11 protein-coding genes are annotated in these 14,465 nt (G+C 67.0%); 7 read left to right on the forward strand and 4 right to left on the reverse strand.

What is annotated here, in order from left to right; all coding sequences use genetic code 11:
• Positions 1-22 precede the first annotated feature (22 nt).
• The gene (locus tag CAL12_RS04980) at positions 23-889 is read left to right on the forward strand and encodes a transglycosylase SLT domain-containing protein (protein ID WP_086063477.1); all 867 of its coding nucleotides are present in this window, start codon (positions 23-25) and stop codon (positions 887-889) included.
• Positions 890-912: 23 nt separating this feature from the next.
• Here the strand turns inward: CAL12_RS04980 and CAL12_RS04985 are convergent, their stop codons facing one another.
• Positions 913-2,079, reverse strand: coding sequence for a pyridoxal phosphate-dependent aminotransferase (locus CAL12_RS04985; protein ID WP_086063478.1), 1,167 nt, complete (start codon positions 2,077-2,079; stop codon positions 913-915).
• A gap of 47 nt (positions 2,080-2,126) precedes the next feature.
• Between CAL12_RS04985 and CAL12_RS04990 the strand changes: the two genes are divergently transcribed.
• The 3 genes from CAL12_RS04990 (at position 2,127) to CAL12_RS05000 (ending at position 6,367) form a co-directional block, all read left to right on the forward strand.
• Positions 2,127-3,101: a hypothetical protein gene (locus CAL12_RS04990; protein WP_086063479.1), complete on the forward strand. Its 975-nt coding sequence runs from the start codon at positions 2,127-2,129 to the stop codon at positions 3,099-3,101.
• A gap of 250 nt (positions 3,102-3,351) precedes the next feature.
• The gene (locus CAL12_RS04995; protein ID WP_086063480.1) at positions 3,352-5,640 is read left to right on the forward strand and encodes an NADP-dependent malic enzyme; all 2,289 of its coding nucleotides are present in this window, start codon (positions 3,352-3,354) and stop codon (positions 5,638-5,640) included.
• A 262-nt stretch (positions 5,641-5,902) separates the two neighbouring features.
• Complete coding sequence (locus CAL12_RS05000; RefSeq protein ID WP_086063481.1) at positions 5,903-6,367, forward strand: barstar family protein; 465 nt, start codon at positions 5,903-5,905, stop codon at positions 6,365-6,367.
• Here the strand turns inward: CAL12_RS05000 and CAL12_RS05005 are convergent.
• Positions 6,349-7,110 carry a 16S rRNA (uracil(1498)-N(3))-methyltransferase gene (locus CAL12_RS05005; RefSeq protein WP_086063482.1) on the reverse strand — a complete coding sequence of 254 codons (762 nt, stop codon included), beginning with the start codon at positions 7,108-7,110 and terminating at the stop codon, positions 6,349-6,351. The two genes, CAL12_RS05000 and CAL12_RS05005, sit on opposite strands and share 19 nt — an antisense overlap.
• 224 nt (positions 7,111-7,334) lie before the next feature.
• Between CAL12_RS05005 and tkt the strand changes: the two genes are divergently transcribed.
• From tkt to CAL12_RS05020, 3 genes are all read left to right on the forward strand, one after another.
• Positions 7,335-9,380 (forward strand): transketolase, encoded by a 2,046-nt coding sequence (gene tkt, locus CAL12_RS05010; protein ID WP_086063483.1) that lies wholly within the window; start codon positions 7,335-7,337, stop codon positions 9,378-9,380.
• 16 nt (positions 9,381-9,396) lie between these two features.
• On the forward strand, positions 9,397-10,407 hold the full coding sequence (gene gap, locus CAL12_RS05015) for a type I glyceraldehyde-3-phosphate dehydrogenase (protein WP_086063484.1): 1,011 nt from the start codon (positions 9,397-9,399) through the stop codon (positions 10,405-10,407).
• A gap of 214 nt (positions 10,408-10,621) precedes the next feature.
• Entirely contained in the window at positions 10,622-11,815 is a 1,194-nt protein-coding gene (locus CAL12_RS05020; RefSeq protein ID WP_086063485.1) for a phosphoglycerate kinase, read from the forward strand.
• Positions 11,816-11,845: 30 nt separating this feature from the next.
• On the opposite strand, the gene yfcF is transcribed toward CAL12_RS05020, so the two are convergent.
• Together yfcF and CAL12_RS05030 are read right to left on the reverse strand one after the other, a co-directional pair.
• Entirely contained in the window at positions 11,846-12,475 is a 630-nt protein-coding gene (gene yfcF / locus CAL12_RS05025; RefSeq protein WP_086063486.1) for a glutathione transferase, read from the reverse strand.
• 106 nt (positions 12,476-12,581) lie between these two features.
• The gene (locus CAL12_RS05030) at positions 12,582-14,252 is read right to left on the reverse strand and encodes a sensor domain-containing diguanylate cyclase (RefSeq protein WP_198298379.1); all 1,671 of its coding nucleotides are present in this window, start codon (positions 14,250-14,252) and stop codon (positions 12,582-12,584) included.
• Positions 14,253-14,465 lie beyond the last annotated feature (213 nt).

The following is a 14,465-nucleotide window of genomic DNA, read 5'->3' on the forward strand; positions in this document are numbered from 1 at the left end:
TATAAAACGCAGGAGGTCTCCAATGCCTTATGCGTCAGTCGCCAGTTATCCGGTTTTCCGGCAATTGGCACAAGGCGTTCACCGTTATCTCGGCGAATGGCTGCGTATCTGTTCCGTCTACCTGGGCATCGCGGTCATCGTCACAGTCAGCATGGGTTTGGCTTTACCTGGTCTGCGCGATCAGGCCTTGCAAGTACACAAAGCATTATTGACGGCGCTTGCACCCGCGACGGTTTCACCGGCGGGATCTTCGGATAGCGCCTATGCCGACGCCGACACGCTGTCCGACCTGGACGCGGACGATAGCAACAGGACAGATGGTTCGCCGGGCGCCGTTGCGCTGGCAGTGCCGGATACCGGCAATAACGCGACCGCTTTCCTTACGCCTTTGCCTCATCCCGAACTCAAGCCGGCGCCGAGAGCCGAAACCGTGAGCACCGGGCAGACCGAAGCCCTGCGCAACTATATCTCGCGCAAGTACAAGGTCGCCTCGGATGCCACCGCGGTGCTCGTGAACACCTCGTACAAGGTGGGGCGAGAGCTGAAGATCGATCCGCTGCTGTTGCTGGCGGTGATCGCGGTCGAGTCGCGCTACAACCCGTTCGCTGAATCCAGCGTGGGCGCGCAGGGCCTCATGCAGGTGATGACCAGCGTGCATCAGTCCAAGTTCGATGCCTATGGCAAGAAGGGCGCGCTGGACCCGGTCTCCAACATCCGCGTGGGCGCCGGCATCCTGAAGGACTGCATCAAGCGCCGGGGTTCGGTGCCGGGCGGTTTGGCGTGCTACGTCGGCGCAAGCGGTGCGAACGACGGCGGCTACGGCGACAAGGTGCAGGCGGAACGCCGCCGCCTGGCGCTGGCGTCGGGCATCCCGCTGGCGCGGGACTAGGACCGGGACGGGGCCCGTCGTTTCTAAGGGCGCAGCGTGTCCAGGAACCCGCCGATGCGGTCCACCGCCGCCCGCAGCTGTTCCATGCCGGTCGTGTACGCGAAGCGCACGGTGCGGCTGGCGTGCGCCGGACCGAAATCCAGGCCCGGGACGGCGGCCACCCCGGCTTCCTGCAGCAGCCGCATGGCAAAGCTGGCGCTGTCCATGCCCCAGCGCGCCACGTCGGCATAAATGTAGAAGGCGCCATCCGGCTTGACCGGAACCTGGATCCCCAGGCGGTCGAAGGCTTCCAGCAGGAAGTCGCGGCGAGCCTGGAACGCCAGGCGCCGCTCTTCGTAAAGCGCCAGCGTGTCGGGCTGGAAGCAGGCCAGGGCCGCGTGCTGGGCCAGGGTCGGGGCGCAGATCGCCAGGCTGGCGGCCATTTTCTCCACGGTGGCCACCATGGACTGCGGCACGATCAGCCAACCCAGCCGCCACCCTGTCATATTGAAGTACTTGGAAAAGCTGTTGATCACGATGACGTCGTCATCCAGGGCCAGCGCCGAGCGCGGCTGGCCGTCGTAGGACAGCCCAAGGTAGATTTCGTCCATCAGCGTGAAACCGCCGCGTGCACCGATCTCGCCCAGCAGCTCCGCCAGCTCCGGCTGCGCCACCGAGGTGCCGGTGGGATTGCTGGGTGACGCGATGATCGCCCCGCGTGTGCGGGACGACCAGTGCTCGCGCAGGTCCGCGGCCGACAATTGGAAGCGCTTGGCCGGCGTGCTCGGTATCAGGCGCGGCCGGCCGCCCGACGCCAGCACGAAATTGCTGTTGGCGGGATAGGAGGGGTCCGGCATGAGCACTTCGTCGCCCGGATTGACCAGGGCGGCGCATGCCAGCGACAGCGCGCCCGAGGCGCCCGCCGTCACGATGACGCGCGATGGATCGACATGGGCGCCGAAACGGGTGTAGAACCCGGCGATGCGTTCACGCAGCGCGGACAGGCCGGCGGGCGGGCTGTAGCCGCTCTGGCCCGCGCGCGCGGCGCGTTCCAATGCTTCCACCACCTGGGCGGGCGCGGTAAAGTCCGGTTCGCCTATGCCCAGGCTGATGATGTCGCGCCCCGCCGCCTGCATGGCCTGCGCTTTTTTGAACACCTCCACCGCGTGGAACGTCAGGAATTCATGGGTACGGTCGGCGAGGGGAGACATACGGATGCTTGCTGCGGTCGCGGATTAGGAAGAAAGGAATTGTAGTCATGCAGCCATCGCGACGCGCGTTTCTGATGGGCCGCGCCACGCCGCGCACGCCGTGGCAGGTGTTTTGCCACAGCCTGCGCAGGGTGTGCGCCGGCGAGCTCAAGGTGATCCAGGCGGCCGAGGCCGCGCCGCAGGCGCGCTGGACACCCGTCGATGGCGCCGACGTGCGGCAAGCCAGGCTGCTCTGCCTGGAGCACGGGGTGCAACTGGCCCTGGCCGGATCGGCCGGGGCGGTGGACGGCAGGCCGGTGCTATGGGTGGATCCGGCGGCCTTGAACAGGCTCGTGCGCGAGCCGGGTGCCGTGCCGCGTTGGCGCGCCGGGCCCGGCGTGACACTCGGTCAGCTGGCCGGCGTCGGCCTGCCGCAATTCACGGACGCCGATCCGGCGCGCACGCTGGCCGCGTGGTTCGCCGACCGGCGCGCGGCGGCCTGGCCGACCGGGCGCGGGGATCTGTCGGGCGTGTACGAGGCCGACGTACTGCTGGCCGATGGCGTGGCGGAAACGCTGGGTCCGTTCGGCGCGGACGATGGCCGCCCCTTGCGCAGCGCGACCCTGCAGCAGCTGGTGCCGGCGTTGTTCCGCCTGGCGTCCGGCGAGGAAGCGCGCTGGTGCGCCGAGCAGCCGGTGTGGCCGGCGCGTTACCGGCTGGATGCCTTGCTGCCGGCCGCGCCCGCCACGGTGAACCTGGGATGCCTGCTGCATGGCCATGAGGGTACCCTGGCGTGGCTGGAAAGCCTGGTCCTGCAGGCTCCGCCGCAGGGCTTGCCGTCCGTATCACCGCCCGCGATGCCAGCCGCATCGCGACCTGAGTCGCTGCCGGCATCGCCTACGGACTCGCCCACCGGATCGTCGCCCGCGGCGCCGGAGGCTGCCGGGGCGGCCATGTCGCTTCCTCCGGCGCGCGCGCGGGCGCTCGACAGGCGCATCAAGGACAGCTTCGACCCCGCGGGAGTGTTCCCCGAACCGGCCTGACCATGCGCTGCCACCCGCCGCCGCGCGGGCGCACCGCCGCATCGGAGTAAGATTGAAGACTTTCGTTTGTAAGAAATGATGAGGCGGCTACCCACGCCAGTCTCCATTTCCCCGCTTCCCGCGCCCGCCGCGCGCCCCACGAGGGCCGCCCCGCCGGCGCGTTTCGACCCGATTCCCGGCACAGGGTCCGGCAAGGGACTAGAATCCTGCCTTTTCGGTTTTCAACTTTCTTCACACGTATCAAGCGATCATGGACGCCAATCTGCGCAAGGCCGCGCTCGAATATCACGAGCAGGACCGCCCCGGCAAGATCTCGGTCACGCCGACCAAGCAACTGACCAACCAACGCGATCTGGCACTGGCCTACACGCCCGGCGTCGCGGCCGCCTGCGAAGAAATCGTCACGGATCCGGTGAACGCCTATCGCTACACCAGCCGCGGCAATCTGGTTGGCGTCATCTCCAACGGTACGGCGGTGCTGGGCCTGGGCAATATCGGCGCGCTGGCGTCCAAGCCCGTGATGGAAGGCAAGGCCGTGCTGTTCAAGAAGTTTGCCGGCCTGGATGTGTTCGACATCGAGATCAGCGAAACCGATCCCGACAAACTGGTGGAAATCATCGCCGGCCTGGAACCCACGTTCGGTGGCATCAACCTGGAAGACATCAAGGCGCCGGAATGCTTCGTCGTGGAGCGCAAGCTGCGCGAACGCATGAAGATCCCGGTCTTCCATGACGACCAGCACGGTACCGCCATCACGGTCTGCGCGGCCTTCATCAATGGCCTGAAGGTGGTGGGCAAGGACATCGCCAAGGTCAAGGTGGTGACCTCGGGCGCGGGCGCCGCGGCGCTGGCCTGCCTGGAACTGATGGTGGATCTGGGCCTGCCCATCGAAAACATCTGGGTGACCGACATCGAAGGCGTGGTGTACGAAGGCCGCACCACGCTCATGGATCCGGACAAGGCCCGCTTCGCGCGCAAGACCGACCTGCGCAAGCTCGGCGAAGTGATCGAAGGCGCCGACGTCTTCCTGGGCCTGTCGGCCGGCAATGTGCTGAAGCCGGAAATGGTGGCCGCGATGGCCGCCCGTCCGTTGATCCTGGCGCTGGCCAACCCCACGCCCGAAGTCCTGCCGGAAGTGGTCAAGAGCGTGCGCGACGACGCCGTGATGGCGACCGGCCGCTCGGATTACCCGAACCAGGTCAACAACGTCCTGTGCTTCCCGTATATCTTCCGCGGCGCGCTGGACGTGGGCGCGACCACCATCACGCGCGGCATGGAAAAAGCCGCGGTGTACGCCATCGCCAAGCTCGCTCAGGAAGAACAGAGCGAAGTCGTGGCCGCCGCCTACGGCACTTTCGATCTCTGTTTCGGACCCGAATACTTCATTCCCAAGCCGTTCGATCCACGCCTGATCGTGCGCATCGCCCCCGCCGTGGCCAAGGCCGCGATGGAAGAGGGCGTGGCAACGCGTCCGCTGGCCGACATGGACAACTATGTCGAACAGCTGCAGCAGTTCGTCTACCACTCCGGCGCTTTCATGAAGCCGGTGTTCGCGGCGTCCAAGCGCCTGGTGCGCGAAGGCGCCAAGTCGCGCGTGGTGTTCACGGAAGGCGAAGACGAGCGCGTGCTGCGCGCGGTACAGGTGGTGGTGGACGAAGGCCTGGCCAAGCCCATCCTGGTCGGCCGCCCGGCCGTGCTGGCCGCGCGCATCGAGCGCCTGGGCCTGCGCATCCGCCTGGGCGAGGACGTCGAGGTCACCAATCCCGAATACGACGAGCGCTTCCATCGCTACTGGACCACGTATTGGGAATTGATGTGCCGCCGCGGCATCACCAAGGAAATGGCGCGCGTGGAAATGCGCCGCCGGCTGACGCTGATCGGCGCGATGATGGTCCACCTGGGCGATGCCGACGGCATGATCTGCGGCACGGTCGGCGCGTACGCCGACCACCTGCGCTTCGTCGACGAAGTGATCGGCAAGCGCGCCGGCAGCAACGTCTACGCCGCGATGAGCATCCTGTTGCTGTCCGAGCGTACGGTCGTGCTGGTGGATACGCACATCAACGAGGATCCCACCGCCGAACAGATCGCCGAGTTCACGATCGCCGCCGCGCAGGAAATGAGCCGCCTGAACGTCGCGCCCAAGGTCGCCTTGCTGTCGCGTTCGAACTTCGGTTCCGGCAGTTCGTCGTCGGGCGAGAAGATGCGCGAAGCGCTGCAACTGGTGCGCGAGCGTGCGCCCGAGATCGAAATCGACGGCGAAATGCATGGCGATTGCGCGCTGGACGAAGAACTGCGCCTGCGCATCCTGCCGTCGTCGACGCTGAAAGGAAGTGCCAATCTGTTGGTATGTCCCAACGTCGATTCGGGCAACATCGCGTACAACCTGCTGAAGACGGCGGCTGGCGGGAATGTCGCCGTCGGTCCTTTCCTGCTGGGGGCCAATGCGCCGGTGCATATCCTGACGTCCAGTTCCACGGTGCGCCGTATCGTGAACATGACGGCCCTGGCCGTGGTTGACGCCAACAATCGCCGCTAAGGAAGTCGCGACACGGCCGGCCAGCCATGGCCGGCGCCGGTCCAAGGGGCCGGAGCGCCGGGCAGCAGCCCGGGCTCCGGCCCTTTTCATTGCATCCTGCTCGTTGTATCTTCCGAATCCAATGCGCCGACCGTGGATATCGCGTGGATCGGGAGCGTGCAAAAACATGGCGCGGCGCGATTGATCGAACCGGTTTATGCCGATACGATGCAGCGTAATCCGCGGATGACTCGCGGTCGATTTTTTTGCAGGAGGTCCGAGCATGGCCAGAACAGGTCAGCCCGCATTGCAGCGACAGTTGCAGCGTGGCGGCGAGCTCGATGCTGCTGCGCTGGACAGGGAATCGGTGGCGGACGCCGCCGGCGAATTGCGCGCGGCCTTGTACGTCGCGGACTGCGATCGCGCGCGCAGCAGGTCGGCCGTATTCCGCGCCATCGCCAAGGCGGTGGACTTTCCCATGCACTTCCGCAGTTTCGATGAGTTGTCGGATTGCCTGTCCGACACCGTGCTGGATCAGAAGGTCGGCGTCGTGTTGTGGTTGCACAAGCTGCATTCCGGCGACCCCGCGTTGGAAGAAGACGCGTCGCGCATACTCTCCATCTGCCAGGACGTCACCGAATACGCCCGTGAAAACGGCCGGCTGTTCGCCTATGTCGTGGAACACGCGGGCGCCCACCCCGCGGCGGAACCGGGCGTGGCCGCCGCGCCTTATGGCGAAGCCGACTGAAGCCCGGCGCGATCCCAGTCCAGCAGCGCCGTTGCCGCGGCCGCCAGCGCCAGGCCGGCGGTTTCGGTCCGCAGCACACGTGGCCCAAGGCTGACCACGTCCACCCCGGCGGCGCGCGCGGCGTCGCGCTCCGCGTCCGACCAGCCGCCTTCGGGTCCCACCAGCAGCTCGATCGCCCGCGCGTCCCCGATATCCTGTAGCGCCGCCTTCAGCGGCCGGCCGTTCTCCGGATGGCACAGCAGCCTGAGTCCCGTGGCGGCGGTTTCCAGCCAGCGCGCCAGGGGCATGACCGGATCGATCCGCATCAGCCTGTTGCGCCCGCATTGCTCGCTGGCGGCCGTGGCGATGCGCCGCCAGTGCGCCAGGCGCTTGTCCTGGCGCTCGCCGTTGAGCTGCAGGACGCTGCGCTGCGCGGCGATGGGCACCAGCCGCTGTACGCCCAGCTCAACGGATTTTTCGACGATCCAGTCCATTTTGTCGCCCGACGGCAGGCCCTGGACCAGGGTGATGGTCCCCGCCAGTTCGGCCTCGCGAGCATCGTGCGCGCCCAGCTCGGCATGCACCGCCTTGCCGTTGATCGCCAGCGTCGCCGGATACTCCCCGCCCGTGCCGTCGAACAGCACCGCCGTGTCTCCATCGCGCAGGCGCAGGACGCGCGCGGCATGGTGCGCGATGGCGTCGGGCAGTTCGATGCGCGCATGGGGCGCGAGGGCGAATGAACAATAGAAGCGAGGGCTGGGCATGGGATGTGGGCCTGGGCGGCCATCGTAAACGTGCGGATGTCCGGCGCATCTTACCCGCCGGCGCCCCGCGTCCATCGTCTGGCCGGCCGCGCACTAGTTCGCCCGGGCGAGACCGCGCGGCCGGCCGGCCCCCGGCCGGATGCTAAAATCGTGAGCTCTTCAAACCCCAGGCCCGGCTCCTTTCTATCGCCGCCGGGACAGCGTGTGCAGCGAGCCCTTCCAGAATGAGCAATCCGACCGCCCGACAACCTTCTTTGGCGGATGCCATCCGCGCTTTGGCGATGGACGCCGTACAGCAGGCGAACTCCGGGCACCCGGGTGCTCCCATGGGCATGGCGGAAATCGCGCAGGCGCTGTGGACGCGCCACTTGCGCCACAATCCGGCCGATCCGGCCTGGCCCGGCCGCGACCGCTTCGTGCTGTCCAACGGCCATGGCTCGATGCTGCTTTACTCGCTGCTGCACCTGACGGGCTACGACCTGCCCATCGAAGAGATCAAGCAATTCCGCCAGATGCACTCGCGCACGCCAGGGCATCCGGAAGTCGGCATCACCGCCGGCGTCGAAACCACCACCGGCCCGCTGGGCCAGGGCCTGGGCAATGCCGTCGGCATGGCCTTGGCCGAAGCCCTGCTGGCGGCGGAATTCAACCGCCCCGGCCATGACGTGGTGGATCATCACACCTATGCCTTCGTCGGCGACGGCTGCCTGATGGAAGGCATCTCGCACGAAGTGTGCTCCCTGGCCGGCACGCTGCGCCTGTCCAAGCTCGTCGTGCTGTACGACGACAACGGTATTTCGATCGACGGCAAGGTGGAAGCCTGGTTCGGCGACGACACCGCCAAGCGCTTCGAAGCCTATGGCTGGAACGTGATCCGCGGCGTCGACGGCCACGATGTCGATGCCGTCGATGCCGCCCTGCGCCAGGCACGCGCGAACGCCGCCAGCCATGGCGGGCCGACCCTGATCGCTTGCCGTACCGTCATCGGCAAGGGCGCGCCCAATGTGGCGGGCACCGACAAGGTCCACGGCGCCCCGCTGGGCAAGGACGAAATCGCCGCCACGCGCGCCGCCCTGAACTGGCAGTACGAGCCCTTCGTGATTCCTTCCGAGGTCTACGAAGGCTGGGACGCGCGCCGGGCGGGTTCCGTGGCGCAGAACGAATGGCAGACGCGTTTCGACGCCTATGCGCGCCAGTTCCCCACGGAAGCGGCGGAATTCTCCCGCCGCATGCGTGGCGAACTGCCCGCCGATTTCGCCGACAAGGCGCGCGCCTTCGTAGCCGCCATGGTGGAAAAGGCGGAAACGGTGGCCACCCGCAAGGCCTCGCAGTACGCCATCGGCGCGCTGGCCCAGGCCTTGCCGGAACTGCTGGGCGGCTCGGCCGACCTGACCGGCTCCAACTACACCGACTGGAAGGGCGTGGCGCCGGTGCGCGCCGGCGACAAGGCCATCCAGTTCGGCCGCCACATTAACTACGGCGTGCGCGAATTCGGCATGGCCGCCATCATGAACGGCATTGCCCTGCACGGCGGTTACCTGCCCTTCGGCGGCACCTTCCTGACGTTCTCCGACTACTCGCGCAATGGCCTGCGCATGGCCGCGCTCATGAAGCAGCGGGTGGTGCACGTGTTCACGCACGATTCCATCGGCCTGGGCGAAGACGGCCCGACGCACCAGTCGATCGAGCATGCCAACAGCCTGCGCCTGATTCCGAATCTGTCGGTGTGGCGCCCCTGCGATACCACCGAAACCGCCGTCGCCTGGATCGAGGCGGTCAGCCGTCCGGCCAGCATCGGCATGGCTGTGCACGATGGCGGCCCCAGCGCGCTGCTGCTGTCGCGCCAGAATCTGCCTTTCGTGCCGCGGGACGAGGCCACCCTCGCCGCGATCGCGCGCGGCGGCTATGTGCTGCGCGATGCTTCCGACGCCCGCGCCGTCATCATCGCCACCGGATCGGAAGTCGCCCTGGCGCTCGCAGCACAGGACTTGCTGGCCAAGGAAGGCGTCGCGGTGCGGGTCGTGTCCATGCCCAGCACGGACGTCTTCGACAAACAGGACGCCGCTTGGCGCGCCGCCGTATTGCCCAAGGGCGTGCCGCGCGTCGCCGTCGAGGCCGGCACGACCGGCCTGTGGCATAAATACGTGGGATTGGAAGGCGCGGTCGTCGGTATCGACCGCTATGGCGAGTCGGCGCCGGCCGGCGTGCTGTTCCCCTTCTTCGGCCTGACTGCCGAGAAGGTCGCCGCTGCCGTGAAACAGGTTTTGTAAACGAGGAGATCGAGTCATGACCATACGTGTTGCCATCAACGGCTACGGCCGCATCGGACGCAACGTCCTGCGCGCGCACTATGAAAGCGGCAAGAAGCACGACATCCAGATCGTCGCCATCAACGACCTCGGCGATCCCAAGACCAATGCGCACCTGACGCGCTACGACACGGCGCATGGCCGCTTCCCCGGTACCGTGGAAGTCGACGGTGACTACATGGTCGTCAATGGCGACAAGATCCGCGTGCTGGCCAATCGCAATCCGGCCGAACTGCCCTGGGGCGACCTCAAGGTGGACGTGGTGCTGGAATGCACCGGCTTCTTCACCAGCAAGGAAAAGGCCAGCGCGCACCTGAAGGGCGGCGCCAAGAAGGTGATCATCTCCGCGCCCGGCGGCAAGGACGTCGACGCCACCGTCGTGTACGGCGTGAACCACCAGACACTGAAGGCCGAGCACACCGTCATTTCCAACGCGTCCTGCACCACCAACTGCCTGGCCCCGCTGGTCAAGCCGCTGCATGACGAACTGGGCGTGGTGTCGGGCCTGATGACGACGATCCACTCCTACACCAACGACCAGGTGCTGACCGACGTCTACCACGAAGACCTGCGTCGCGCCCGTTCGGCCACCATGAGCATGATCCCCACCAAGACCGGCGCCGCCGCGGCGGTGGGCCTGGTGCTGCCGGAGCTAAACGGCAAGCTGGATGGCTTCGCGATCCGCGTGCCGACCATCAACGTGTCGATCGTCGACCTGTCCTTCATCGCCAAGCGCGAGACGTCGGTCGAGGAAGTGAACGGTATCCTGAAGGCCGCCTCGCAGGGCGCGCTAAAGGGCATCCTGGAATACAACACCGAACCGCTGGTCTCGGTGGACTACAACCACAACCCGGCATCGAGCACGGTCGACGCCACGTTGACCAAGGTGTCCGGCTCGCTGGTCAAGGTGTCGTCGTGGTACGACAACGAGTGGGGCTTCAGCAACCGCATGCTGGACACGACCGTTGCGCTCATGAACGCTAAATAGGCCCACCCCGGCAGGAAGATTCTGCCCGCAAGAAACGGGTGCCCTCGGATCGCGGACGCCGAGGATCCGGGTCCCCCGGTCCTCCAGCGTCGCCCCCTGGAGGGGGAAGCGCGCAGCGCTTCGGGGGTGGGCCGTCTTCTCTCGGGCAATGGCAAAGGGACGGTCGACGTTCCTTTTTTTTGCATAGCGTGGGAATGATGGGGAGGAGTTTTTCATGTCCAAGGTAAATACTTTGTCCGCGCTGGCCAAGGCCGGCGCGCTGAAAGGCAAGCGCGTTTTCATCCGTGCCGATTTCAACGTGCCGCTCGATGACGCCGGCAACATCACGGAAGACACGCGCATCCGCGCCTCCGTGCCGGGCATCCGCATGGCGCTGGATGCCGGCGCAGCGGTGATGGTGACTTCCCACCTGGGGCGGCCCAAGGAAGGCCAGCTCACCGACGCCGACAGCCTGGCACCCGTGGGTCGCCGCCTGTCCGAGCTGCTGGGCAGCCCCGTCCCGCTGGTACGCGACTGGGTGGATGGCGTGCAGGTGGCACCGGGCCAGGTCGTCCTGCTGGAAAACTGCCGGGTGAACCCCGGCGAAAAGAAAAACGACGAAGCCCTGTCGCGCAAGATGGCCGCGCTGTGCGACGTCTATGTCAACGATGCGTTCGGCACCGCCCATCGCGCCGAAGCCACGACCTACGGCATCGCCCGTTTCGCGCCGGTGGCATGCGCCGGCCCCTTGCTGGAGGCCGAGCTGGACGCGCTGGGCCGCGCCTTGCACGAACCCAAGCGGCCGCTGGTCGCCATCGTGGGCGGCTCCAAAGTGTCCACCAAGCTGAGCATCCTGCAGTCCCTGGCGAGCAAGGTCGACCAACTGGTGGTGGGCGGCGGTATCGCCAATACCTTCATGCTGGCGGCGGGCAAGTCCATCGGCAAATCGCTGGCCGAGCCGGACCAGAAGAACGAAGCAGTGGCCGTCATCGACATCATGCGCAAGCGCGGTGCGGATGTACCCATTCCGACGGACGTGGTCTGCGCTCCGAGCTTCGGCGCGGACGCGCCGGCGACGGTCAAGGCCGCCGACGCGATCGGCGCCGACGACATGGTGCTGGACATCGGCCCGCAGACCGCGCAGGCGCTGGCGGACATCCTGAAGAAGGCGGGCACCATCGTGTGGAACGGGCCGGTGGGCGTGTTCGAGTTCGAACAGTTCTCGCACGGGACCGAGGTGATCGCCCGCGCGATCGCCGAATCGTCGGCGTTTTCCATCGCCGGCGGCGGCGATACCCTGGCGGCGATCGCCAAGTTCGGCATCACGGACAAGGTGGGCTATATCTCTACCGGCGGCGGCGCCTTCCTGGAGTTCCTGGAAGGCAAGACGCTGCCCGCGGTGGAGATCCTGCAGCAGCGGGCCGGCTGATCGGAATACGCCGCGCGCCTGGGCGCGCGGCTAGCCCCGGCTGGCCAGCCAGCGGCGCACGCCGGGATGATCCCACTGGGCCTGGGCATACTCCCGTAGCGTTTCCGGCAGTTCATCGCCGGGGACCGCCAGGCGATTGAGCATCAGCGCCAGATCCAGATCGGCCAGCGACCAGGCGCCGAACAGGTGCGCCTGCCCCTGGGCGAGCAGGGAGCTGGCCACCCGTACCAGCCGCGCGGCGTCGCACAAGCCGGCGTCGCTCAGGGGCGCGGGTCGCGCGCCTTCGAAAACCACTTCGGTGGGACGATCGCGGCGCAGGGCGTGCAGGTCGCTGCGCAGCCAGGATTGCACCTGCCGCGCCTGTGCGCGCGGACGCGGATCGGCGGGATACAGGGTCGCGTACTCGGGCGGCGGAAATGCCTGCTCCAGGTATTCGGCGATGGCGCTCGATTCGCTCAGGTAGAAATCCAGATGTGCCAGCACCGGCACCTTGCCGATGGGCGAACGGTGCAGGAAAGGCGCGGTACGCTGGTCGCCCTGCTCCAGATCGATCTGCCTGACCTCGAAGTCCAGCCCTTTTTCCTCCAGGGCCACGTACGCCGACAACGCGTAGGGGCTCAGGAATTGGGCGTCGACATATAGGGTCAGCGGTACGGCCACGGTCTCCTCCAGGTTTATCCACGCGAACGTTGGACTGGACCGGTCGCGCGTATACAGATACTAGCAGCGCGCGGGCCGGTGCGCTGGCGACAGGAAGAGCAGGTCGTCAGGCGGACAGGACGGCGCGGTTGCGGCCGCGCTGCTTGGCCCGGTACAAGGCGTGATCGGCGCTTTCGATGACCGCCTGGATGTCCGCGTCGCGCGCGCTGGCGACGGCGATGCCCAGGCTGATGGTGATGCGTATGGTCACGTGGTGATAGTCGATGGGCGTTTCCTGCACGTTCCGGCGCATGCGCTCGGCCGTGGCCAGGACGGCATTGGGGGAGGCGCCGGCCAGCAGGATGACGAACTCCTCGCCGCCGAAGCGGGCGACCAGGTCATTTTCACGGACCGAGCCGGTCAGTATCTCGCCGACCTTGCGGATGGTGGCGTCGCCGGCCCCGTGGCCATGGTTGTCGTTGACCAGCTTGAAGAAATCGATATCGGCCATGATGACCGCGACCTGGCCCATGCGCGAACTCTGCTCGGCCATCAGCATGGCGGCGGCGTAGAGGAAGGAGCGGCGGTTGAGCAGGCCGGACAGCGGGTCGATGCCGGCGGCCTTGCGCAGTTCGCTGATCTCCTGCACGTAGCGCTGTTCCTCGATCTGGGCGCGGCGCTGGGCATGCTCGGCGCGCGCCTGCTCGACGTCCAGGCGCCGCATCAGCGAACGCAGCGCGGCGGAGAGGTCGACGATTTCGCGGGCACCGGCCAGACGGGGCAGCATGGTGACCGTCTCGTCCCGGCCCAGGCGGCTGGCGGCCTCGGTCAACGCGCGCAGCGGCCGCGCGATGCGCTTGGCGATGGTCCACATGAGGGCGATGCCGGCGATGCTGATCAGCACGCTCAGGATCAGCACGCGCCACTCCAGCCGCCGGACGGCCGCGTAGGCATCGCGGGACGGCTGCTGCGCGACGATGATCCAGTTGCGGCCAGGGTAGTCGCGATAGCCGGACGCCAGGGCGTAGCCCGTCAGCATTTCGCCCTGGTCCGTCTGCAGCTCGAAGTAGCCCTGGCGGGAGGCGCGCATCTCGGCGATCCGTTCGTCGGAGAAAGGCCGGCTACCCAGCCGCGGGCCCAGCAGCATGGTGCCGTCCGAAGACAGTATCCACAGGTCGCGGACGCCGCCGGATGTGTCGGCCTCCAGCATGGTGCGCCGGACGTCCGCGGCCCAGGTCCAGCTCAGGTGCGCGCCCAGGACGCCCACGAGCCGGCCCCGGTCGACGATGGGGGCGGAAATCTCCACGAAGCGGAAGCCTTTGCCGCGCGGTCGGCCCAGCAGTTCGTTAAGCATGTTGGATTCGCGGACGTCGCCGATGTTGGGCGCCTCCCGGCCCCGCTTGAACCACATGCGATCGGCGACGGAACTGCCTTCCAGCTTGCCCTGCGTGGAGACGACAACGTTGCCCGCCGGGTCGGTGACTCCCATCCAGGCATAGTCCGTCATCGATTGCTGGCGGCCGGTCAGCAGGCCACGCAGTGCGGCGGGCTCCATGGTACGGGTGGTCGGCGCTTCCGCCAGGTTGCGGATTTCGCGGAAGCGCTCGAACATGTCGCGGTCCAGCGTGCGCGCCATGGCGCTGGCGATATCCGCCACGTGCTGCTCGATCAGGTCCCGCGTCTGGCGCTGGCCCATGTAGGCCGCACCGCCGGCCGCCGCCGCCACGAGGGCCAGACAGAGGGTACCGGCCAGCAGTAGGATCTGCTGCTGGATCGTGAGGGTTTGGCGACGGAGCAAGCCTGCTGCCTGGCTGATATGAACGGCACTCATTCTGTCGCAAAGCCCGTCGTCGCGCTACATTTTGTTCCCGCAAACTGCCGCTCGGTGCAATCCCCCTGACGGCTGATCGCCGGACCGCTGCTGCCGGTGTAGCGTTCTGGTAGCCATGCGGTCGCCTTACATTGAAAACAGGCCATCCACCCCGATATATCCACTATCTGAAAGTTTATG

The organism is Bordetella genomosp. 8, from assembly GCF_002119685.1.
Classification (GTDB): Bacteria; Pseudomonadota; Gammaproteobacteria; order Burkholderiales; family Burkholderiaceae_B; genus Bordetella_C.